This is a genomic window from Shewanella kaireitica (assembly GCF_023284045.1).
Taxonomy (GTDB): domain Bacteria; phylum Pseudomonadota; class Gammaproteobacteria; order Enterobacterales; family Shewanellaceae; genus Shewanella; species Shewanella kaireitica.
In genome coordinates, this window is the sequence record NZ_JAKIKQ010000003.1 from 393339 (window position 1) to 416035 (window position 22697).

The following is a 22697-nucleotide window of genomic DNA, read 5'->3' on the forward strand; positions in this document are numbered from 1 at the left end:
AAATGCCCTCTTTTTATAATTACAAAGCGCGAATAGTATCGATTTGAGTTCCAGTCAAACCAAAACGGCGCTGTCGGCTTGCAAACTTAACGATGGCATCTTTGAAAGCATCCTCATCAAAGTCCGGCCATAGCGTGTCAGTAAATACTAACTCTGCATATGCGGCCTGCCAAAGTACAAAATTGCTGATCCTGTAATCACCACCAGTGCGGATCATTAAATCAACTTCAGATTGATTATGCATACAAAGATGCTCGTTCAGTACCTCTTCAGTGAACTGCTCGCTGCTCATCTCACCAGCTTCAACTTTCGCTGCGAGCTTTTGTGCCGCTTGCATGATGTCCCAACGGCCACCATAGTTAGCTGCAACATTGAGTACTAAACCACAATTGTTAGCCGTTTTTTCTTGAGCTGTGGCAATCTGTTTTTGCAACCTTGTTGAAAAGCGACTGATATCACCGATAATATTGAGTCGTACATCATTTTTATCGAGTAGCTTCAACTCCCGTTGTAGCACCGTAAAAAACAGCTCCATTAGCAAGCTGACCTCTTTATCAGGTCGACGCCAGTTCTCGCTAGAAAAAGCAAACAGAGTTAATGATTCGACGCCTAACGTACGTGCTGTGCTCACAGCCCGTCTTACCGCCTTCACGCCAGCCTTATGGCCAACAACTCGCGGCTTCCCTTGTGCCTGTGCCCAACGTCCATTGCCATCCATTATGATAGCAACGTGTTTAGGGATAGACTGTTTTACCAGTGCTGATAGCTCATCTGGTAATGCTTCTGACACATCCTTGTCAGATGGGGAATCGAATGACATCTATTACAACCCTTAAAAATAGACAAACGCCGTGTAGTATAACTCTACACGGCGCCTGAACTCTATAGCCTGTTTCCCTTTCGCGTTCAATATTTATTCAACCATTAAACTTTTAGCGTAAGGCGTGAGCAATAACCGACTGCCCATTTTAAGAAATCGCTATAAACACTGATGATGTCTAAAATTAGAACTCCATCAATTCCTTCTCTTTTGCAGCTAGAATTTCATCAATTTTCTTGATGTGTGCATCGGTAAACTTCTGCACTTCATCTTCGGTGCGACGAACGTCATCTTCAGTACACTCTTTCTCTTTCTCAAGTGCTTTAACATCTGAGTTAGCATCACGACGTACATTTCGAACAGCAATACGACCATTCTCAGCTTCAGCGCGAACAACTTTAATAAGGTCTTTACGACGTTCTTCCGTGAGTGCTGGTAGAGGAATGCGAATCGTTGCACCGGCAGACATAGGGTTTAAACCTAGATCTGAACTCATGATCGCTTTTTCAACAGCAGCAATCATGGTGCGGTCAAATACTGATACGTTAAGTGTACGCGCATCACCAATAGAAACACTAGCAACCTGCTTTAACGGTGTAAGTGAACCGTAATAAGGCACTTGAATAGTATCAAGTAAGCTTGGGTGTGCACGGCCAGTACGTACTTTAGCCATTTGGGTCTTTGTTGACTCTACACATTTATCCATGCGTGTTTGCGCATCTGTTTTAATTTCGTTTATCACTTTATATGTCCTTTTAAGTCACTAGGAGCTAATTGCCCTTTAGGGCCTATTGAATTCGTTTTGCACAGCAGCGAAGTAAATAATGAGTAAAATCTAAACTCATTATATCTCTGATGTTATTGCTCTCTTGCCCTGCGCTGTACCAATGACTTTTAGGCTAGCATCTTCTGATACAGAGTAAAACTCAGTCGAGCTCAACATTGGTACATTTTGTTTCAGTTGCTGTTATAACAAACAGCATACGCTATCACTGCACAGATAATTAACCAGCGTTAATTAACGTCCCTTCAGGCTCGCCCATGATGACACGGCGCAATGCACCAGGCTTATTCATGTTAAAGACTAGTAATGGCATATTATGATCTCTAGCCAAGGTAAATGCAGCCAAATCCATGACTTTAAGTTCTTTGTCTAAGACTTCGCTGTATCCCATCTGATCGTACTTAACAGCTTCAGGGTTTTTAACTGGATCATCAGAGTAAACGCCATCAACCTTAGTGCCTTTAATCACGATTTCAGCTTCAATTTCGATACCGCGTAAACAAGCTGCTGAATCTGTAGTACAGAAAGGGTTACCTGTACCCGCAGCAAAAATAACAACACGACCAGACTTAAGCAAGCTGATCGCCTCAGCCCAGTTGTAGTCATCACAAACGCCTTTGAGCGGTATTGCTGACATTAAACGTGCATTTACGTATGCACGGTGCAATGAGTCACGCATTGCCAAACCATTCATCACAGTTGCAAGCATCCCCATATGGTCACCAACAACACGGTTCATACCTGCTTGTGCTAATCCTTCACCGCGAAACAGGTTACCACCACCAATGACAACACCGACTTGAATACCGAGCTCAACTAACTCTTTGATCTCCTGACCCATACGATCAAGCACTTTGGGGTCGATGCCGAAGCCTTCTTCACCCATTAGGGCTTCGCCACTTAGTTTTAAAAGAACACGGCGATAAGCAGGTTTAGGATTGGTACTCATATTTATTATTCCTGATAATGGCTTTAGGGAATTGTATACTCAAATAACCTCACAATGTATTTTTCGTCTCACACATCATAAACTTATTTCAGTAAATACAATAAGACCGCAGCAATTGCTACGGTCTTAGGTCAACTAAAAAAGGAGATTAACCTTTAGTAGCAGCGATTTGTGCAGCAACTTCAGCAGCAAAATCTTCTTCTTTCTTCGCGATACCTTCACCAACTTCTAAACGGATGAAGTTAGACACTGAAGCACCTTTCTCTTTAAGAACTGCGCCAACAGTTTTCTTAGGTTCCATGATGTAAGCTTGGCCAGTAAGAGAGATCTCACCAGTAAACTTCTTCATACGACCGATAACCATTTTCTCAGCAATCTCAGCAGGCTTGCCTTCGTTCATAGCGATTTCGATCTGAAGTGCTTTCTCTTTTTCAACAAGATCAGCAGGAACATCTTCAGGGTTAACGAATTCAGGCTTAGAAGCAGCAACGTGCATTGCAACATGCTTAAGTGTTTCTTCGTCAGCTTCACCAGCAACAACAACACCGATACGCTCACCGTGACGGTACTGAGCTAGGTTTGCACCATCGATATATTCAACGCGACGAACGTTGATGTTTTCACCGATCTTAGCAACAAGTGCTACACGAGTTTCTTCGAACTGTGCTTTAAGATCTTCGATAGATACTTTAGAAGCAGAAGCAACGTCTAGTACTGAGTTTGCAAACGCTAGGAAGTTAGCATCTTTTGCAACGAAGTCAGTTTGACAGTTAACTTCTAATAGAGCAGCGAAACCTTCGCCATTCTTAATAAGGATTGCGCCTTCAGCAGCGATATTACCCGCTTTTTTAGCAGCTTTTGCAGCACCGCTCTTACGCATGTTGTCAATTGCAAGCTCGATGTCACCGTTAGTTTCGGTCAAAGCTTTCTTACAGTCCATCATGCCAGCGCCAGTGCGGTCACGAAGTTCTTTAACTTGGGCAGCAGTAATTGCCATTGTTAAATCCTCTACAGATAATTCTTCAAATTCAATAGATATAGAACAGGGGCTAATCACTATGAGTGAAATCGCCCCTGCTCACCAATCATGTATCTTGGTTAATAAGGGAGATGGAAAAAACCATCAAACTTATTATTCAGCTTCTACGAAACCGTCTTGCTCAGCTTGAACAGCTAGGTCTTGGTTACGACCCGCTTTAGCAGCAGTAGCAACAGACTCAGTGTAAAGACGGATAGAACGCATAGCATCATCATTACCAGGAATGATGTAGTTGATACCGTCTGGAGAAGAGTTTGTATCAACAACAGCAACAACAGGGATACCTAGGTTGTTAGCTTCTTTAATAGCAATATGCTCGTGGTCAGCACCGATTACGAAGATCACGTCTGGAAGACCAGCCATGTTCTTGATACCACCAAGAGACTTTTCTAGTTTCTCAAGTTCACGAGTACGCATAAGCGCTTCTTTCTTAGTAAGCTTGTCGAAAGTACCGTCGATAGACTGGCTTTCAAGATCTTTAAGACGCTTAATTGATTGACGAACTGTTTTCCAGTTAGTCAACATACCACCTAACCAACGGTGATCTACGTAGAACTGGTCACAAGAAACAGCAGCTTCTTTGATAGCTTCGCTCGCAGCACGCTTAGTACCAACGAAAAGAACCTTACCTTTTTTAGAAGCGATGTTGCTGATGAACGCTAATGCTTCATTGAACATAGGCACAGTGTGCTCTAGGTTAATGATATGAACGCCGTTACGTGCGCCGAAGATGAATGGCTTCATCTTTGGGTTCCAGTAACGAGTTTGGTGACCGAAGTGAACACCGGCTTGTAGCATGTCGCGCATTGAAACTGTAGTCATTTTATTTACCTTAAATAATTAGGGGGTTAGACCTCCACATATCCCATATCTTCGACCCGGTTAGGGGCACCCCGAAGAATGTGTCGATATGTGTGTGATTTAGTATTTTCAATTAGCCATGTATAATGGCGGCCATATTAACTCCGCAGTTCCCCTAAGGGCGAACAACAAGAGTCAAACATAACGGCGCGCTTTATACCATATTTTGAAAAAAAGCACAAATATTTACGTCGTTTTAGGGCATAATAGCCTTTATTGAAAGACAGCAAATCTAAAGACAGAAGAGACAGTTGAATGAGTATTGTAATTAAGACGGCAGAAGAGATTGAAAAAATGCGCGCTGCAGGTAAATTGGCGGCCCAAGTTCTAGAAATGATTGCTCCTCACGTAAAAGCAGGTGTCACCACCAATGAGCTCAATGACATATGTGCCAAGTTTACTGAAGATAACGGCGCAATCTCGGCTCCTCTTGATTATCATGGCTTTCCAAAATCTATCTGTACCTCTGTAAATGATGTGATTTGTCATGGTATTCCAAATGATAAGCCCCTTGTGGATGGCGATATCATCAACATCGATATTACGGTGATCGTAGATGGTTACCACGGCGATACCTCTAAAATGTTCTTAATCGGTGATGTTAGCCCTAAGAACGCTCGCCTTTGCCGTATCGCACAAGAAAGTCTATATGCCAGCATCAAAAAAGTCCGTCCTGGTATGAAGCTCGGTGAAATTGGAACCTTAATCGAAAGGTTCATTAAATCTAAGAAGACCGGTCTAGAGAAATACAGCATCGTCACAGATTATTGCGGCCACGGTATCGGCGCAGTATTCCATGAAGAGCCGCAAGTGATGCATTATAAAAACAATGACAAAACCGTACTGCGTGCCGGTATGTGCTTTACCATTGAACCTATGATTAATGCAGGTCGTCACACTAGCGTGCTTGATAAAAGTGATAACTGGACGGTTACCACCTCAGATGGCAAAAATTCAGCCCAATGGGAACATACCTTGTTAGTCACCAAAACAGGTGTTGAAGTGCTAACCCTACGTGAAGAGGAAAAAGATCTTCCTCGTACCATCAATCACTAAGCATTGATACATGTGAGAGGCGTGATTTATCACGCCTTTTTTTGTGCTGACGGCTTCCCATCCAGAAATAAATAGAGCGCTTAGCTTACTAAACTCCGTTTCCTGTCTATTGTTTGTCACCGCGATAGTATTTATAGCGATAAAGCACTTCTCATTTGTTTTTTTTGCATAGATAATCACTGCACACTTCCAGTAAAGCGCATTAAAGAAAATATTGATGAACAGTGCCCAAACAGCAAAAAGTGTTCTTATCGACTTAAACAACACATTGCTAGACTCTTTTAATAGTCAATCTGATATTCGCGCGATTGTCAGCGAACGCTGTCAACATGTTGATGCACTATTGCAAAAAGAGTGGGTCTCCCATGGTCTAGAACAGTTCGCTATCGCACTTGTAGCAGTAGGTGGTTATGGTCGCGGGGAATTGCACCCGCAATCTGATGTCGATTTGCTGTTTCTTACTGACGGAGCATTAACCGAGCAAGCTGAGCAGGCGCTGGGGAAGTTCATTACCTTTATCTGGGATGCTGGCCTCGAGGTTGGTCACAGCGTTCGCTCTATTGATGAAACCATGGCGCAAGGTCGCAGTGATATTACTGTCGCCACCAATTTACTTGAATCTCGTCTACTTTGCGGCCCGCAAGGACTCTATAGCACGCTATATTACAATATTCGCCAAGATGATTTTTGGCCGAGTAGTGACTTCTATGTCGCTAAGCGTGATGAGCAGATTGCTCGACACGAAAGAGCTAACGCCTTCGATTTAGAACCCAACTTAAAAAGTTGCCCTGGCGGTCTTCGAGATATTCAAACCGTTGCTTGGGTTGCAATGCGGCACTTCAATGCTAATAAGTTAGAAGATTTAGTCGTTTACGATTTTCTTGAGCCACATGAACTGGATGAGTTGCTCGAATGCCAAGATTTTTTATGGCAATTACGTTGCTGCCTGCATTTAATTTCTGGCAGAGATGAAAATCGACTACTGTTTGATCTGCAGCGGCAAGTCGCCGATTTAATGGGCTATGAAGATAAAACTCAGCTCGCTGTAGAGCAGATGATGAAACGCTATTACCGTACAGTAAGACGAGTAATGGAACTTAACCAGATGCTTTTGCAGCTTTTTAAGCGCGCAACATTAGGCCATATAAAAGCCTTAGAGGTTGTACCAATAAATGAGCAGTTTCAGCGATGTGGAAAATTCATAGAAAGCTTGCAGCCAGCGCTATTTGATAATCCGGAGAACATTCTAAAACTGTTTCTTTGTGTCGCCAAAAATTCAAATATCAAAGCCATTTACGCAGTAACGCTACGTAGCTTGAGACAAGCAAGAAGAGCTCAGACTCAAGCCTTAATGTTCCATGAGCAGTGCCGAAACATTTTTATGGAGATATTACGCCACCCTCGTGGCATTGTTGCTCTGTCACTGATGCATAAACATGGCATTTTATCTGCTTACCTACCCGCTTGGAGAAATATTGAAGGTCAGATGCAGTTTGATCTTTTTCATGCCTATACTGTCGATGAACATACTCATAGACTTTTACTCAATATTGAGCGTTTTTCTCAACCAGAGCAAAAAGAGGAGTTTCCACTCGGCTCGGTACTCATCAACCAATTGCCTAAAAAGGGACTATTGGTCCTAGCTGCAATTTTTCATGATATCGGTAAAGGCCGCGGTGGTGATCACAGTAAACTGGGTGCCGTCGACGCACTTGAGTTTTGCAAACTACATGGCTTGAATGATCATGATGGACGATTGGTAAGTTGGCTGGTTGAGCATCACCTTGTTATGTCGGTAACGGCTCAAAGACGCGATATTTCAGATCCTGATGTCATTGGCGATTTCGCCGCAAAAGTGCGAGATGCGGTTCATCTCAGTTACCTGTACTGTCTCACCGTCGCCGACATCTGTGCGACTAATGAAAAAACCTGGAATAGTTGGAAGGGCTCACTACTTCGCGACCTTTATTTTGGCACTCAGCGAGTATTGGCAAGAGGCAAAGAAAAACCAGTTGATATCAGAGGTCGAGTCCGCGAACATCAAGCAAAAGCTAAAAAAGAGCTTTTACGCCGTGGCATAAAAGAGAAAGATTTAGATCTATTATGGCAACGCTTTAAAGCAGACTACTTTTTGCGCCATCAACCAAATCAAATAGCCTGGCATGCTGAAGCAATCATAAAGCATAAGCATGATGAAACCTTGGTGCTAATTTCTAAGCATACCACCAGAGGCGGCACTGAGCTGTTTATATACGGTAAGGACAAACCCAAGCTGTTTGCCACTGTGATGGCTATTTTAGATAACAAAAATATCAATGTGCATGACGCAACGATCATGAACTCTAAAGATAACTACGCACTAGACTCTTTTGTTATTTTAGAACAAGATGGCAAGCCTGTATCACAACTCTCACGTATTCAAGGCATTAAGAAAACGTTAATTAAAGCGCTGAGTAGTGATACGCCAAAGTTACCGAAATTCAGAAATCTTTCAAGAAAGATGAAACCTTTTAAAGTAGCCACTCAAGTCAGTTTCCCTCCGACCCGCCGTCATGGTACAAGTATGATGGAGCTCATAGCATTAGATGCACCCGGGTTACTCGCTAGGATAGGCGAAGTATTGTTTCGATGCGAAGTGAGACTACTGGCAGCAAAGATCACCACCATTGGTGAGCGAGCGGAAGATTTCTTTCTGTTGCAAACAGCCGATGGCGAACAGTTAAATGAAGCTCAACAGATTAAATTACGAGAAGCACTCACTAGTGCACTTTAAGATATATTGATAACCAAAATACCAGGAGAAGTTAATGGAGGCTTTACGCCAACGTATAGAGGCGGCTTTTGAAGCTCGCGCAGAGATCAGTCCAACATCAGTAGAGCCAAGTGTTCGTGCCGATGTCGAAAATGTCATTGCAATGCTAGATAAAGGCGAAGCAAGAGTCGCAGAGAAAATTGACGGCGAATGGCATGTTCACCAGTGGCTAAAAAAAGCTGTGCTACTCTCATTCCGAATCTTCGATAACGGTGTAATCGACGGCGGCGAAACCAAATACTTCGATAAAGTGCCAATGAAGTTTGCTGACTATGACGATGCTCGCTTTAGAGAAGAAGCGATTCGAGTTGTACCACCAGCGGCAGTGCGCAAAGGCTCATACATAGGCCGCAATACAGTGTTAATGCCATCTTATGTAAACCTTGGTGCTTTTGTTGATGAAGGCTCAATGGTTGACACATGGGCGACAGTAGGTTCATGTGCCCAGATTGGTAAAAATGTGCACCTATCTGGCGGCGTTGGCATTGGTGGTGTTCTTGAGCCATTACAAGCTGGCCCAACCATTATTGAAGACAACTGTTTCATCGGCGCACGTTCAGAAATTGTTGAAGGTGTCGTTGTTGAAGAAGGCAGTGTTATTTCAATGGGCGTATACATCGGCCAAAGTACGCGTATTTTTGATCGTGAAACTGGTGAAGTTCATTACGGTCGCGTTCCAGCAGGCTCTGTGGTTGTATCTGGTAACTTACCGTCGAAGTGCGGCACATACAGCTTGTACGCAGCAATCATCGTAAAGAAAGTTGATGCTAAGACACGCGGGAAAGTAGGCATCAATGAGCTATTGCGCATTGTTGATTAATCTACTTTTTGGCTAATTAAAAATCCCACTATCAAGTGGGATTTTTTTTGCATGATGAAAACCACCTAAATTGACACATTTTGTTACCCTCAGTCATACAATGATCCCGATTCCACACCTTGATACAGTTAGCTACACAATCGTTACAATAAACAGTCTGTAATGCGCTTTACTCAATGATGAACCCCAATGGAAGAGTAGGAGCAGGACATGTTCAAAACACTCACAATAGCAGGCGCCGCGCTAGCAATGACATTTAGCGCAAATGCAGCAATGACGCCGCAAATGGAAACAGCACTAGTATCAGTGTGTAAAGCAGGCGCAAGTAACAGTAATTATCAGTTCAACAATACAATGAAAAGTTATCGTATTAACAAAAGCCGAATATTCCCAAGACTGGTTTGTAATGGTGAATCATTCTATAACTTTGCCCTTAACGCTGGTGCAGAAAAAACAGCGGCCAAAATAGCCCCTTATGCTATAGGTAAAGTAACTATTAAAGATATCGCACAAACTGAGCAAGACAGCGACCTATACGTAGTCAATTTCTAAAATTGCTGACTAAAATAAAAAGAGGCTCTAGCCTCTTTTTTGATCGCGCTAATTAAAAAACCACGGTCTTATTGCCATAGACTACTACGTCTTCATTAATCACTAATTGCAAAGCCTTACTTAATACACTCTTCTCAACATCTCGGCCACACTTAGACAATGCTTCCACGCTATAACTGTGATCAACAGGAATAACGTCTTGCTTAATAATCGGGCCTTCATCCAGCGAGTTAGTCACAAAGTGAGCCGTAGCGCCAATAATTTTAACCCCACGTTCCCAAGCTTGGCGATAGGGCGACGCCCCAATAAAAGCCGGTAAAAATGAGTGATGTATATTAATGATTCTATCGGGATAATGACTGACAAATTCTGGCGTTAAAATTCGCATAAACTTTGCAAGCACTAAATAATCAGGCTCATAATTTGCTATCACTTTAAGCATCGCTTGTTCATGCTCAGTGCGATTCAAACCTTCATGGTTAATATGATGAAATGGCACATCAAACTTTTCAGTAAGAGGTGCAAGCACATCATAGTTACCCACGACGGCAACAATCTCGACATCGAGAGCGCCCGAATAGGATTTTATCAACAGATCACCAATACAATGTGCTTCCTTAGTCACCATCACCACTATTCGCTTCTTTCCTACATCAACTAACTTAGTATGATTTTGCTGTGGTAATACCGCTCGTAATGCTTCAAGTAAACGTGGCGAATCAAAGTGACCTTCAAGTTCCGTTCGCATAAAGAAACGGCCTTGGCAATTATCTACAAACTCACTATTTTTAATGATATTAAGACCATGCTCAAAACACGCTGCGGTGATTTTCGTAATCAGCCCCGGCGCATCAGCGCAGTCAATAATCAACACCTTTCGTTCCATATACTTTCTCGCTGCCATTGGGATTACTAGAAAAATCATGCCACGAATGACATGAACCATGCTCAACATTAAGAGGCTTAAACAGTCGAGACAACCTAGATTAAGCCGTTATCACTATAAACCGCTAACAAACTAAAGATTCATCAACACAAGTTCTACTTAAATGATGATTTCACATTAACTTTGGTTTAATAATCTAAATAAAGGAAATTAAGGGAGAATATTTATATAGAAGTGTGTTGCCATTAAAGCAGAATGATAGAAGTGTAATTTAGCAGTGATAGTGCATGCTTAACGCTTTGTATCTAGCGTTAATGACATCGAGCGCATAAATCTAAAGTGAAAATTGAATTTTAATAACTGTAAATCAAAAACCAGCAGTCATGATTGTAACAAGGCTGAATATCGCTCTACTCAGCCTCAAATAAACAAACTTAGGCTGCCAATTCGTTATCAAGCGCATTCCAACTTGGTAGCCATGCTAATGCTTCAACTTCCGGTTCCATCGTCTCACCAGCATCAATTTTTAAAAAATCGCCTAAGCGTTTAGCGCCCAACTCTTCAAATAAGCTCGCTAACTGCTCTGCAGCGCCACAAAAGGTTTCATAGCTTGAATCACCAAGACCAATAATACCGAATTTAAGCTCCGGCAGATAAGGTGCTTTTGACTGCATATCATAAAACCATGATTGAATATCATCAGGTAGATCGCCCTGCCCCGTGGTAGAGCACACCATTAACAGCAGCTCATCTTGAGGTGGTACAAAGCCTACTAACTCATCACTTTGATATAAAACGGCTTCTCGCCCTAGCTCAGTTAAAGCTTGTTGCAGAGTCTCTGCAACGTATTGCGCGCCACCGTAAACTGTTCCAAAAACTAGATTCACTTTTTTCATGTTTTACTTCGCCTAAAAGTCATTTAGTTATATCCTTAACATACTGTATCGATGAACATTGCTGCAAGCCCTGCCGCAATTAAAAGCGAATGTACGAGGATAAGCCTTAATGAAACACTCTTGCAGACAAAAGCACCGAAAGCATCTTAATCGATCAGCCCATATCAGAAGAATGTGCTATTTCCACACGGTACAATGCTTAAGATCTTCAGTACCCGCTAATGATAGCTTACCAGTGAATGCCAGCAAATTGACTGGCACCACAAAAGCAACGTCTTAATTAACAGCTATTTGATAGCTATTGTTGGATCCCGACAACGTATCCTCGCTCCAGCCTAGCTCATCAAATAGCGTAAACCACTCTTGCTCAAGTTCGGTTTCAACCGCGACTCTTTCACCTGTTCTAGGGTGATTAAAGCTGAGCTTTTTAGCAATTAGCCACAGTCTGTTTATACCGAAGTGTTCTCTAAAGAATTTATTTTGCTTGCCATCACCATGGGTTGTGTCGCCAAGGATTGGATGACGCAGGTGTGCCATGTGACGGCGAAGCTGATGCTTACGGCCAGTATGTGGTGATAGATGCACTAGTGCGTAGCGACTGGTTGCATAGCGCCCCGATGCATAAGGGATTTCGCTGTTAAGCAGCGGTTTATAGGAAGTCACAGCATCCTGAGCCGCCTTATTTGGGTCGACATCTTTATCCGCTACATCATCCAGCTCCTCTTTGAGCGCATAATCTAGTGTCGCGGCTTCATGCATATTGCCACGCACTATCGCAAGGTACTCTTTACCAATCGAGTGAGAGGCAAACTGCTCACACAGAGCATTTGCCATTTCACTGCTTTTAGCAAATAACAAAATACCAGAAGTCGGTCTGTCTAGACGGTGCACAGGAAACACATGACAACCGACTTTATCTCGGGTTAATTGCATCGCGAAAAAGCGCTCTCTCCTCGCCAAGTAGCTTCTATGAACCAACAGGCCTGCTGGCTTATGAATAGCAACAACATCATCATCTTCAAACAAAATTTCGATATGAGGAGCAACCTCTTCCGTTAGCAATTGCTCTTCAGCATTTTCGCTATCTACTGTTTGTTTTGTTTCATCAGTCATTTAATAATCTCTTTTGTCACACCATTACCGCTTAGCAAGGAGTCTATAGCCTGGATTAAACCAATTAAAGTTTGGTGTTTCTCTTCATTCTCCCAAACATGCAGCGCCATTGGTGCGATTGATATTGCATTTGGCAACGCCAAGTTACTGTCGAGTATAGTGTGCATCTTGGGTAAAAAAATAAACTGTAACCACTGCTCAAATGGCATCACATCACAAGCAAAAGGAGCGCTGCTCGCTAAAGCTTCTTTTGTTGGAGACTCAATGCTCAACAAGTTTTGCGCTGCTAATTCCGCCTCTAATGCGACTAACAACTCTCGTGTTTTAACGGCTATCACAAATAAGGCTCCACAGAAATGCGCACCGGGCTATGCCTAGCATAGGAAATTTAGCTCGCGATGATACCATCTAGCTCGACTTATCCCTATAATACGCCCTAATTCACCGACACTCGATAACGATATGACAGAAATAACGACCCTCAGCCAATTCTTAAAGACCGCTAACACTCAGTTCCAAGTTTATGATTTGGGCCGTAGAGTACAACATATCGATATGATGGCTTTTCACCAGATAGAGGAGCTGCTCACGCCGTACCCCTCTCCCATTCAAGGCCATGCGCAGTTTGCTATCGTTTTTTGGGATGCCAGCCAACAGCATTACATTTGGTTCATTAAGTTAGCATTGGATGAACGCGGTTTGCTTTCACCGGCTCCAAGATTACAGTTCATCAAGATGATCATTGAAGCCTTAGGCAGAGATCCAACTCAACCTTTAACAGAACAACAGCAAGAGCAACTGGCAAACCACCCATTTAACTTTAAGCCGACTCAAGAAAAATTAGCAGTATTTAACGCATTAGTGCGCAAGCAACTAGGCGAAAAAGCGTCAGCACAATATGAGTTTGCTTACCAATATATGTCAGGACAACATCCTACAGACCAATGGCAAAACATCGGTATGCAGGGAATTGCTGACGTTTGTGTACGAGCCAGTGAGCTTGACCATCAGCAACATATCAACACCAGTTTTGACAGCGCTGCAGCTGAAGTGCAAATTGCTATGTGTCAGTGTTTAGAGCATCTTAATATCGACGACACACTCGCAACAATAGTGTTTGATAAGTTTGTAGCGGCGCCAATCGAGCAGCAAGCCTATCTGTTAAGAGCGCTAGCTTCACATACAGAGCAAAGCCAAAAAGCGATTGCACATCTAGACTCTGTCGAAGGCTTATCTGCCGACATGCTGATCACCATTGCAGCACGTAACTGGTCTGCGCTAAAAGATGAGCAAACTCTCAAGATCTACTTAGAAGCACTTGCGAAACAAGAACAACACTTCTTTAACCAGATTTTTGCTGATATTGTGGCTATACCATTAATTCGCACGCAATTGCTTACTCAACTGCGAAACCCTAACCGAAGTGCAGAACTTTCTGCAGCTATTGGCGGCCTATTTAAGGTAATGAAAGCATGATGACAGATTTCTTATTAATCGTAGCGGTAGTGGTTATCGCTGCATTTTTTTGGCAGTTAAGACAGATGGCTGAAATGAGCCGTATGTTTGCCACTAAAGAGTGCCAAAAGCAGAAAGTACAACTGCTTGCTATCGCTCAAGAAACCGCAAAGCCAAGTCTTGGTGGCAGTACCGGGCTCACTTGGAAGGTAAAGTACCTATTTGAATTCAGTACTGACGGTATTAACCAGTACCGTGGCAGCTTATGGATGCACGGCAAAAAGATTCAAAAAGTGCAGTGGCCTATCTTCCCTGAGCCAGAGTGGCACGATGCGCCAGAGTCCCGCGGTTCTGTTGGCGGTGGTTGTGGTGGTGGACGCGGTAAAAGTAACTGCAGTTCAGGCGGATGTAAGTAACCATAGTGACCAAGGTTTTATCAGCCTTTTAATGCTTGACCATTTGGTTAATCGCATATCCTTATATATGAGCCAGTAGCGATACTGGCTCATTTTTTATCTGTATTTTCATTTGATACTAGGGCTAGGCCTTTCAGACGCTAACGCGGAAATGCCCCAAGGTGAGCCAGATAGAACTTTCCTAACCATTAGTATTCTTAATGCTTTTTGTTATAAGTCTAGGCTGTTAGTGGCGGATGTTTTGTAATCGATACTCTGAAGGGGTCACCCCAACTTTGTTTTTGAATAATCTGGAAAAATATTGTGGGTACTCAAAGCCTAAACTGTAGGCAATGGTCGCCACGGAGTCCTTACTAGAGAGTAAGCGATCTTTTGACTTATCAATCAGAGCATAATGAATCCAATCCTTCGTTGTTTTACTTGTTTCAGCTTTCAAGGCATCGCTTAGGTATCGACTGGTCATATTCATGCTTTGCGCCAGCTCTTCTACTTCAGGAATTGCGGCAGATTCTTGAATGATAGCGTCTAAGCGAGCATCTAAAAGCTTTGAAAACCGATCGTATATTGAGGTATTGGCCTCTTTACGCATCATAAATTGACGGTGGTAATAGCGGTTGGCGTACGCCAATAAGGTACTGATTTGCGATAAAATAAGCTCTTTACTAAAGGCATCTAGTGTCATGTTGTTTTCTGCCTCAAGCGCATCAAACATTGCGATCATATGTTGCTCTTCTTTTGGTGAAAGGTGTAGAGCCTCGTTAACAGAATAATTGAAAAAATGATATTGCTTAAGTTCGTCTTGCAGCTTGTGACCACGGATATAATCAGGGTGAAAGCAGATGGTGCGAGCAACGGAGTCAATGATTATACCGCTGGCAGTCAGCTCTTGACCGGGAGCAATAAACAGCATTGTACCATTTGAACAATCGTATTGGGTACGACCGTACATGACTTCGCCTGACGTGATGTGTTTAAACGATATAGCATAGAAACTGGTAGTGAGTGAAATGCTTTCACCGCTCAGTAATTGATTGTCGTCACTATTTGGATTGAGTTTCATTACATCAACTAAAGGTTGCTCGGGTGGGCGTATACCGAGAACAGCATTGAGTTGTTTAATGGTATCAAAATGGAAGTGTTTCATGGTTTAACCTTATCGTACAACCTTTAGCGGCAGCTACCTAGCTCTGATACATATTGTGGTCTAGTTGAATAGAAAGTTCAGCGCACAAATTAACTTTAAGTGTATACAAAAATTCGAAACGGTTCGACTCGTTATTTTGTATACAACTCTTGCAGATTTGTGCACTGCTACTTTTGGTCATGTCTCTTAATATTACTCTATCGATTATGAAACCCTTCGAATTTAACTGCATTTTGCTCAAGGCTTTGTTTCGAAGTAGCCCAACCATCTAAAAAAATGAGGAATAAAGTTCATGGCCAATAAACCTTGGAGTGCTGACGACATACCTACTCAAGAAGGCAGGATTTCAGTTGTGACTGGATCAACCAGCGGGATAGGAAAGGAAACTGCTAGGGTGCTAGCAAAAAAACAATCGACGGTAGTACTTGCGGTTAGAAATGTATCAAAAGGAGAGAAGGTAGCTGCGGAAATTCGAGCAGACTACCCAGACACCGACATTTCGGTTATGCAGTTGGACCTTTCCAGTCTTCACTCAATTCAAGCGTTTAGTTCACAGTTTTTAGCAACTTTCGACAGTCTTGATTTACTGATCAACAACGCAGGAGTAGCGTGCCCGTATGCCAAGACTGATGACGGATTTGAAATTCTGATGGGGACGAATCACCTAGGTCACTTTGCATTGGTCGGCCATTTACTTGAGACTCTCAAGAAGACACCGAACTCCCGTGTGGTGATAGTTTCTGCTGGCGCACATAAGGCCTCGAAGATCGATTTGGATGATTTGAACTGGGAAAAGCGAAAATACAGTAATTTTACGGCGTACGCAGATAGCAAACTGGCGAACCTCTACTTTGCCTATGAGCTGAAAAGACGGCTTGAATCAGAAGGTAACAACCCTATGGTTACAGCAGCTCATCCGGGATGGACGACATCGGAACTTCAGCGTGGCGTGGTGAAATTTTTAAATATCTTTTTCGGCCAGAGTAAAGAAATAGGGGCACTACCAACACTACGAGCTGCAACAGACGAAAGTGCATCTTCGGGTGATTTCTTCGGCCCACAGGATTTCTTTGAACTACATGGCGCACCCATTAAGGTAGAATCAAGCAAGCAGTCACACGATGTCGTAGCCGCACGAAGGCTTTGGATGCTATCTGAAGAATTAACAGGAATAAACTATTAAACGATGATACAGGAACATTGCGCTAAGTATGTTTATGGACAGTAAAATAGTTTTACAGGTGGTGGGTTTTATCATTGTATTGCTAGGGGGGATACTCAGCTATAACCCTGAGCTAGTTAGTAATAAACCCATCCCTGAGGATGCCTTCCAAGCTGTTGAAAGAAGAGTCCGGTGGGGCTTTCTAATGGGGGCGGGCATGCTGCTCATCCTTCATCATCAAATTACCCCATATTTGTTTACTGTTGCTGCACTAGGCATGACATTAACATTAGGGGCACTAATTTCGCGCGTAATGGGTATTTTCCTTGATGGTTCCGTACCAAGGCATTGGATGTGGGTTGCTGTTGAGCTAGTATTGGTCATTGGTTTCGGAATTTGGTATGCGAAGCAACACACATAATCAGTTGATTGTCCATATCTAAACTAATTCATTGATTGCTAAATTAGCAATACCACTGATTCAGAAATGTACAAAACCGAGCTAGGTGAATGTCCGCTATTGCAACTAGATTTAATATACTAAGTTACTGTTAAACGGCCGTTGCTGGCACTTTGCCGACGGATCGAGCCTGATATCTTACCTTCCTCTTTAGAACTCAATCGAATAACTGAAAAGCCGCAATCTAAGAGTTGCAAACGTCTGCTTTCCGGCGTGTGCATTTTAATGCGTCAGATCTTAGCATTCAGTTTTATGCGTTGGTTGATCTCTGCTAGCTCAAAATCAAACCGTCAGCAATGTGGCAAAGGCTAGTGCTTAGAGATAAAAGTCCAGTGGCAGCAATGGTGGCTTATCCGACGTTTAATAACATCTGCCCCCAAACACTAAATATCCGTAATTGGCACAGCTGTCCTTCATCTCTAACGCATTTCTGTCCAATAATGAGCTTGCCCGTTGGGCAGATATTTAGTGACTAACAACCATTACAGACTCACCCAATACACCCACTCCCCATCGGAGTTGCCGAAGTGCGTTGAAGAAATAGCCGTAATGCCCACACGGAAGTGGGCATAGCTTTCGCGGGACAGGATGTCCCATCGGAAGCGTTAGGTTATTTCGAATAGGTACAAGGGAGACAACTTCGTCTGGGGCGCTGAGGGTTTGTTAAGGGGGACAAGCGCTTTCCCCCTTGGCTCGGGTGTGGGCGAAGCGCCACGACCTTACATCAAACGAAGTTTGATTGGTTTGGCTTTTAGATGCAGAAGTGCTTTAAGCACCAACAAACTTTTGTCCAATAACGACTTAATCATTAAAATGTGTTTGCTAGGTATTTATCTGAGTTGGCCTGTACAAGCTTCTAAATCATGGATGATTTAGCAGCGCTTATAGGGATATATTCACGGCGACTTGAAAAAGCTCAATGCAGCTGAATAGCACTCGATTGATGAGTAAAGGGTAAATCCAGCGTCGATTATTGAAATATAGCCAAAGAAAAAGCGCGGCCCCAGAGGAGACGCGCCTTCGCTATTACTTTGTAAGCTCATCCTGCTATTTTCATGCTCCTTGCACCATCCATGCGTAACTTGGCTCCCTGCCCATCCATGTATCCATTTTTCCTTGTACCTTACGGTACTCATCCCTGTTTCTTAGTAATCCATTTACTAAGCTTGCTCATCCTGAGCGTGTCCTACATCATCCTTGAGAGTCCATTCATTAACTATCCGTAGCATCCTACCTTCCGAGGTAGTAAACCTTCCATCCTGGATTGTTTAACCGCTCCTTGGTCGTTATGGCAATCAATCCTTGAAAGCCCCGTCCATGATAGTTATCCATATTAAGTGCGAATCCTTCGTCACTTTTTAGCTCTTCCTAATCTGTGAATCCTTTCCACATGCGTCCTTGCACAATCAAATAATAAGTCAAAATCGAACAAATGTTAGCTAAAGATCGATAATTTAACATTAGCTCACATTAGTCACACATCAGTAATAAACCACAAGATACTGATTTATAGGTGTATTTATCTAAAGAATACTATATAGCAGCAACTTAAAGCCCTTATTTCGCACGAAGCTGTAAGAGATCTCTCACATGGAACCGAGCAAATCATCAAACGATATATTTAACTAAAAGAAAGGGCGCACCTTTCGGTGCGCCCAGATCTAGCTTCTTTTAGCTTTCCCGCTATATATGTGCTCCCTGCATCATCCTTGGTTAACGTGCATCCTGCATCTTCCTTGTAAATCCCTTTAGCTCCTTGTACACATGGTACAAACTCCATTTATCAGCTTATCCTAAGCTAAATTCCTCTTCCTGAGGTTGTCCTGGTTGCATCCTGCAAATTCCTAACTCGTTAATAAGTATGTGGTTAATAATTAAGCTCTACAATGCCGATAACTAATCAAGTATTACCAATATTAAACTAACTTATCCTTAAGTTAGTGGCTTAACATACTTATTGACTGATATAACCAAATCTAACAATCGACACAAATACGGCAGCTAATATTGAGTAAAGCCACAGCGGTATCTCTCGCGATTTCTTAAGGTAAGTATATCTGCTCATTACGCGTAAAAAGTGCGAATACTACCAGCCCTCAAAGTTGTAACATTATTGCAGCAATTGGGTTTAATCATAATCATATGATTTTAAAGGACTAAATTATAAATAAAGGGTAGTACCAACAACAAATTAATTTGATATCCCACAGTAAAGTAAGAGATCTCTTACAACAATGTGAAACTAAACGGAGATCACAGTTTAATTTTCCTACGGATAGCAGCAAAATACATAACCCAATCAGCCAGTAAGCTGTAGAAAGGATACTCAAATGTCGCAGGCCTATTTTTCTCAAATAGAAAATGCCCTAGCCACGCAAATCCGTACCCTATAACAGGAAGCGACAAAAGTAGCAGCCATTGGCCTAAGTAGAGTGTCATCACCAGCATCAAAATAACCAGAGAACTACCGATATAATGCAGAGTTCGGCAAATACTATTTTGATGCTGCGAAAGGTAGAACGGATAGAACTCCGCAAAACTATTAAACCGCTTACTCATTGTTTTGGCCTCGATAAAACATCAGCTCTCCAGCCACGTTACCTATCGCTAATTGTTCAAGTTTTTCAAAGCCATGGCTTGCAAATAACTTATTATGGGCAGGCTCACTGACAAATACACCAACGCCATCGAGATGCGGTTGTTCATCACACCAACTTAGTACTGTTTTAACAAGCTGGCTGCCGTACCCTTTACCCTGTTCGTTAGTTGAAACAGCAATAAATTGGATAATTCCACAGTTAGCATTCGGTAAGCTTTCTACTATCTGATGCTCTTTTTTGATCCAAGCTTGAGTTGATTGCCAGCCAGCACTAATCAGCATTTTTAAACGCCAATGCCAGTAACGCGCTTCTCCAAGCGGAACTTGCTGAGTCGCAATGCAGGCGACTCCAATAAGTCGCTCATCTGAAAATATACCTATCAATCCCTGCTCTTGTTGCCACAACTCATTTAACTCCTCACGAATTGCACCGCGCAACTTTTGCTCATACTGAGCAGTATCATTACGATATAGAGCGTCCATAAAGAAAGGGTCATCATGATATGCGTTATAAAGAATTGAAGCGGCGACTCTTAAATCTTCAGCTGTTAGATATACTGCTCGGCACTCTTCCGTGGCTTGATTTTCCATTATTATTTTCCTTGAACGAGATCACACAATACCAATGTATCAAGCTTTACAAAAAGTGCAATTATTAATCAAAGCAAACAATAGCGGCCGCTATTTAACGATTATGCTTTAGCTTTTCATGGTAAACCAGAGACTAACACCCGTTGAGTTATCGAACTTGTTTTCAACTATAATTCAATGGTTTGCGGCAAGATTTGAGTTATAATGCATAGCTCGCTAACTGAAAAGCTCGTAACGCAGCGATAGAAGGCATTGAACCCGTTTGAAAAAGCAGATGTAAGAGGTTTGAGCCATACTATAGCCAAACACTTTTCAACGGAGATAACGGCATGGATACCACCCAGGGAGATCTTGAACATCTATTTCAGCAATTAGGTTTGCAAAGTGATAGTAATTCCATTGAGGGATTTGTTAAAACGCACCAATTACCAGAGGGGCTCCTTATTCAGCAAGCTGACTTTTGGAGCGAATCGCAACGACATTTTTTAGCAGAAGCATTGGCTGAAGATGCCCAGTGGTCTGATGTTATTGACCATCTGGACACCTTATTAAGAAAGTAACTTGGCGGGAGTAACGCTTATATTTTGCTGTAAGCCATCTCGCCCCAACCCACTAAGATATTATTGCTAATGACAACAGGAGTACATTCGTCTTTAGTGGTTTTACCGTCTCCTTTTAAACGTTGAGTTCGGTAAAATAGTACATGTACTTCTTTATCTTGCTGTATATAAGCTTCATTAAAATCGGCTGTCCCCATAAGCGTCGTCACTTGGTCTTTAGACATACCTAATGAAATCTTAGCTAGATTGCCGCGATTAATTTCTTGTGTTTTTTGCCAAGAACCATTGTTGTCCCAATCTGATTCACCATCGCCAACATTGATCACGCAGCCAGTTAGCCCTATGCTTGCAATCCCAAAAAACGCTAAACTTAGTAGATTTTTTTTCACTTTAACTTCCTGTATTTATTTTGATTTTATAAACTTCAATAAAGCAAACAGTGTGCCAACAGTTAAGTGATTGTTTTAATGTGGTTTAAATAATCCATGTTAGCCGTTTTAACTAAATAGACTATTACAGAGTAAGGAATTTAACCAACGATGAGCCCACTAGACCAAGTACTCTGCGCCGCAAAACAGCTTAGCGATGAAGGTAAAAACCCTACTCTAGCGTTAATAAAAACCAAACTAGGGATCAGCGTGGCGATGCCAACCCTGATCCAAGGTCTACAACAGTACAAATCGATGAGTGATACTGACAAAGCCAGTATCAAAACAACAGCGCAAGTCAATGCTGCCGCACAAGAAGAGCTGCAACAACAGTCTGCTGACGAACAACATAGAGTTGCCAAATTGGAGCAAGAGCTTGTGCTACTTAAAAAAGAGCTAAAAGCAGTAATGCAAAGATTGACCATACTTGAATCGGCAGCCAATAAAACCAGTGAGAAATAGAGATAATGCACGTCGTTGAATTAAGGTTTGAGTGTTTTGACAACACCACCATCACAGCTGCTGAAAAAGCGATTAATGGGCTATTAGAGGCTTACCGTGCAAATGGTCAAATACTTGGCCGAGAATTTGCTGTAGCCTTTAATGATGGTGAATTTAAAGCTCGCTTATTAACCCCAGAAAAAAGCAGTCTTGCAAAGCGTTTTAACAGCCCATGGGTTGAAAAGGCACTATCCGAACTGACTGACGCTAAACTACTTGCCCCACGAGAAAAATATATTGGCCAGGATATTAACTCAGAGGTTTCAAGCCAAGAAACGCCAACCTGGCAACTACTCTATACCAGCTATGTGCATATGTGTTCACCACTGAGAAATGGCGATACGCTGCAGCCTATACCACTTTATCAAATACCAGCTACTGCCAATGGCGATCATAAACGCATGATCCGTTGGCAGACCGAATGGCAAGCATGTGATGAACTACAGATGGCGGCTGCGACAAAAGCAGAATTCGCAGCACTGGAAGAGTTAACAAGCCATCAGAGCGATCTGTTTAGACGAGGCTGGGATCTGCGCGGCAGAGTTGAATATCTGACCAAGATCCCTACATACTATTATCTCTATCGTGTTGGCGGTGAAAGTCTCGCCAATGAGAAAAAACGCTGTTGCCCAAAATGTGGCAGTAACGAATGGCTGCTTGATGAGCCATTACTGGATATGTTCCATTTTCGCTGCGACACATGCCGTATCGTATCGAATATCTCTTGGGATCATTTGTAATAAAATTCAATAAGAAAGCCTGAATAAACACGTTATTCAGGCTTTTTATTGAA

At 42.5% G+C, this 22697-nt stretch carries 24 protein-coding genes; 11 read left to right on the plus strand and 13 right to left on the minus strand.

Going from position 1 to position 22697, the window contains the following annotated elements:
- Positions 1 to 19: 19 nt before the first annotated feature.
- The 5 genes from uppS to rpsB form a co-directional block, all read right to left on the minus strand.
- Positions 20 to 820, minus strand: a complete 801-nt coding sequence (uppS, locus tag L2730_RS06615) for a polyprenyl diphosphate synthase (RefSeq protein ID WP_248973865.1) — start codon at positions 818 to 820, stop codon at positions 20 to 22.
- A gap of 184 nt (positions 821 to 1004) precedes the next feature.
- Positions 1005 to 1562, minus strand: a complete 558-nt coding sequence (gene frr, locus L2730_RS06620) for a ribosome recycling factor (protein ID WP_020913559.1) — start codon at positions 1560 to 1562, stop codon at positions 1005 to 1007.
- 262 nt (positions 1563 to 1824) lie between these two features.
- On the minus strand, positions 1825 to 2553 hold the full coding sequence (gene pyrH, locus L2730_RS06625) for a UMP kinase (protein ID WP_248973866.1): 729 nt from the start codon (positions 2551 to 2553) through the stop codon (positions 1825 to 1827).
- Positions 2554 to 2701: 148 nt separating this feature from the next.
- Positions 2702 to 3550, minus strand: coding sequence for a translation elongation factor Ts (tsf, locus tag L2730_RS06630; RefSeq protein ID WP_248973867.1), 849 nt, complete (start codon positions 3548 to 3550; stop codon positions 2702 to 2704).
- 135 nt (positions 3551 to 3685) lie between these two features.
- Positions 3686 to 4414, minus strand: a complete 729-nt coding sequence (rpsB, locus tag L2730_RS06635) for a 30S ribosomal protein S2 (protein ID WP_020913562.1) — start codon at positions 4412 to 4414, stop codon at positions 3686 to 3688.
- 294 nt (positions 4415 to 4708) lie between these two features.
- Here rpsB and map point away from each other — a divergent pair, with 294 nt between their 5' ends.
- The 4 genes from map to L2730_RS06655 all read left to right on the plus strand — a co-directional run bounded on the left by map (position 4709) and on the right by L2730_RS06655 (position 9693).
- Positions 4709 to 5509: a type I methionyl aminopeptidase gene (gene map / locus L2730_RS06640; protein WP_248973868.1), complete on the plus strand. Its 801-nt coding sequence runs from the start codon at positions 4709 to 4711 to the stop codon at positions 5507 to 5509.
- A 217-nt stretch (positions 5510 to 5726) separates the two neighbouring features.
- Positions 5727 to 8282 (plus strand): bifunctional uridylyltransferase/uridylyl-removing protein GlnD, encoded by a 2556-nt coding sequence (gene glnD, locus L2730_RS06645; RefSeq protein WP_248973869.1) that lies wholly within the window; start codon positions 5727 to 5729, stop codon positions 8280 to 8282.
- A gap of 34 nt (positions 8283 to 8316) precedes the next feature.
- Positions 8317 to 9141 carry a 2,3,4,5-tetrahydropyridine-2,6-dicarboxylate N-succinyltransferase gene (dapD, locus tag L2730_RS06650; RefSeq protein ID WP_020913565.1) on the plus strand — a complete coding sequence of 275 codons (825 nt, stop codon included), beginning with the start codon at positions 8317 to 8319 and terminating at the stop codon, positions 9139 to 9141.
- Positions 9142 to 9351: 210 nt separating this feature from the next.
- The gene (locus L2730_RS06655; RefSeq protein WP_248973870.1) at positions 9352 to 9693 is read left to right on the plus strand and encodes a DUF3718 domain-containing protein; all 342 of its coding nucleotides are present in this window, start codon (positions 9352 to 9354) and stop codon (positions 9691 to 9693) included.
- 52 nt (positions 9694 to 9745) lie between these two features.
- Here the strand turns inward: L2730_RS06655 and purU are convergent, their stop codons facing one another.
- From purU to L2730_RS06675, 4 genes are all read right to left on the minus strand, one after another.
- Complete coding sequence (gene purU, locus L2730_RS06660) at positions 9746 to 10579, minus strand: formyltetrahydrofolate deformylase (protein ID WP_248973976.1); 834 nt, start codon at positions 10577 to 10579, stop codon at positions 9746 to 9748.
- A 434-nt stretch (positions 10580 to 11013) separates the two neighbouring features.
- On the minus strand, positions 11014 to 11475 hold the full coding sequence (locus L2730_RS06665) for a flavodoxin (protein WP_248973871.1): 462 nt from the start codon (positions 11473 to 11475) through the stop codon (positions 11014 to 11016).
- A gap of 276 nt (positions 11476 to 11751) precedes the next feature.
- The gene (gene truC / locus L2730_RS06670; protein WP_248973872.1) at positions 11752 to 12588 is read right to left on the minus strand and encodes a tRNA pseudouridine(65) synthase TruC; all 837 of its coding nucleotides are present in this window, start codon (positions 12586 to 12588) and stop codon (positions 11752 to 11754) included.
- Positions 12585 to 12926 carry a YqcC family protein gene (locus tag L2730_RS06675; RefSeq protein ID WP_248973873.1) on the minus strand — a complete coding sequence of 114 codons (342 nt, stop codon included), beginning with the start codon at positions 12924 to 12926 and terminating at the stop codon, positions 12585 to 12587. Before L2730_RS06675 ends, truC begins: the two co-directional genes overlap by 4 nt.
- Positions 12927 to 13050: 124 nt before the next feature.
- On the opposite strand from L2730_RS06675, the gene L2730_RS06680 reads away from it, so the two are divergent.
- On the plus strand, positions 13051 to 14064 hold the full coding sequence (locus tag L2730_RS06680; protein ID WP_248973874.1) for a DUF3549 family protein: 1014 nt from the start codon (positions 13051 to 13053) through the stop codon (positions 14062 to 14064).
- Entirely contained in the window at positions 14061 to 14459 is a 399-nt protein-coding gene (locus tag L2730_RS06685) for a DUF3301 domain-containing protein (protein WP_248973875.1), read from the plus strand. The genes L2730_RS06680 and L2730_RS06685 overlap by 4 nt, the downstream gene beginning before the upstream one ends.
- A 226-nt stretch (positions 14460 to 14685) precedes the next feature.
- Here the strand turns inward: L2730_RS06685 and L2730_RS06690 are convergent, their stop codons facing one another.
- On the minus strand, positions 14686 to 15603 hold the full coding sequence (locus tag L2730_RS06690; protein ID WP_248973876.1) for a helix-turn-helix domain-containing protein: 918 nt from the start codon (positions 15601 to 15603) through the stop codon (positions 14686 to 14688).
- A 292-nt stretch (positions 15604 to 15895) separates the two neighbouring features.
- Here L2730_RS06690 and L2730_RS06695 point away from each other — a divergent pair, with 292 nt between their 5' ends.
- The gene (locus L2730_RS06695) at positions 15896 to 16786 is read left to right on the plus strand and encodes an oxidoreductase (protein ID WP_248973877.1); all 891 of its coding nucleotides are present in this window, start codon (positions 15896 to 15898) and stop codon (positions 16784 to 16786) included.
- Between the two features lie 34 nt (positions 16787 to 16820).
- A complete protein-coding gene (locus L2730_RS06700; protein WP_248973878.1) occupies positions 16821 to 17186 on the plus strand; it encodes a hypothetical protein in 366 nt (121 codons plus the stop codon).
- A 2292-nt stretch (positions 17187 to 19478) separates the two neighbouring features.
- Here L2730_RS06700 and L2730_RS06705 read toward each other — a convergent pair.
- Complete coding sequence (locus L2730_RS06705; protein WP_248973879.1) at positions 19479 to 19784, minus strand: Mpo1-like protein; 306 nt, start codon at positions 19782 to 19784, stop codon at positions 19479 to 19481.
- Complete coding sequence (locus tag L2730_RS06710) at positions 19777 to 20415, minus strand: GNAT family N-acetyltransferase (protein WP_248973880.1); 639 nt, start codon at positions 20413 to 20415, stop codon at positions 19777 to 19779. Before L2730_RS06710 ends, L2730_RS06705 begins: the two co-directional genes overlap by 8 nt.
- Before the next feature lie 329 nt (positions 20416 to 20744).
- Between L2730_RS06710 and L2730_RS06715 the strand changes: the two genes are divergently transcribed.
- Positions 20745 to 20975, plus strand: a complete 231-nt coding sequence (locus L2730_RS06715; RefSeq protein WP_248973881.1) for a DUF2789 domain-containing protein — start codon at positions 20745 to 20747, stop codon at positions 20973 to 20975.
- Positions 20976 to 20992: 17 nt separating this feature from the next.
- On the opposite strand, the gene L2730_RS06720 is transcribed toward L2730_RS06715, so the two are convergent.
- On the minus strand, positions 20993 to 21364 hold the full coding sequence (locus L2730_RS06720; protein WP_020913578.1) for a DUF3192 domain-containing protein: 372 nt from the start codon (positions 21362 to 21364) through the stop codon (positions 20993 to 20995).
- A gap of 150 nt (positions 21365 to 21514) precedes the next feature.
- Here L2730_RS06720 and L2730_RS06725 point away from each other — a divergent pair, with 150 nt between their 5' ends.
- Together L2730_RS06725 and L2730_RS06730 are read left to right on the plus strand one after the other, a co-directional pair.
- Positions 21515 to 21865, plus strand: a complete 351-nt coding sequence (locus L2730_RS06725; RefSeq protein ID WP_248973882.1) for a hypothetical protein — start codon at positions 21515 to 21517, stop codon at positions 21863 to 21865.
- 5 nt (positions 21866 to 21870) lie between these two features.
- Positions 21871 to 22644, plus strand: coding sequence for a Zn-ribbon-containing protein (locus L2730_RS06730; protein WP_248973883.1), 774 nt, complete (start codon positions 21871 to 21873; stop codon positions 22642 to 22644).
- Positions 22645 to 22697 lie beyond the last annotated feature (53 nt).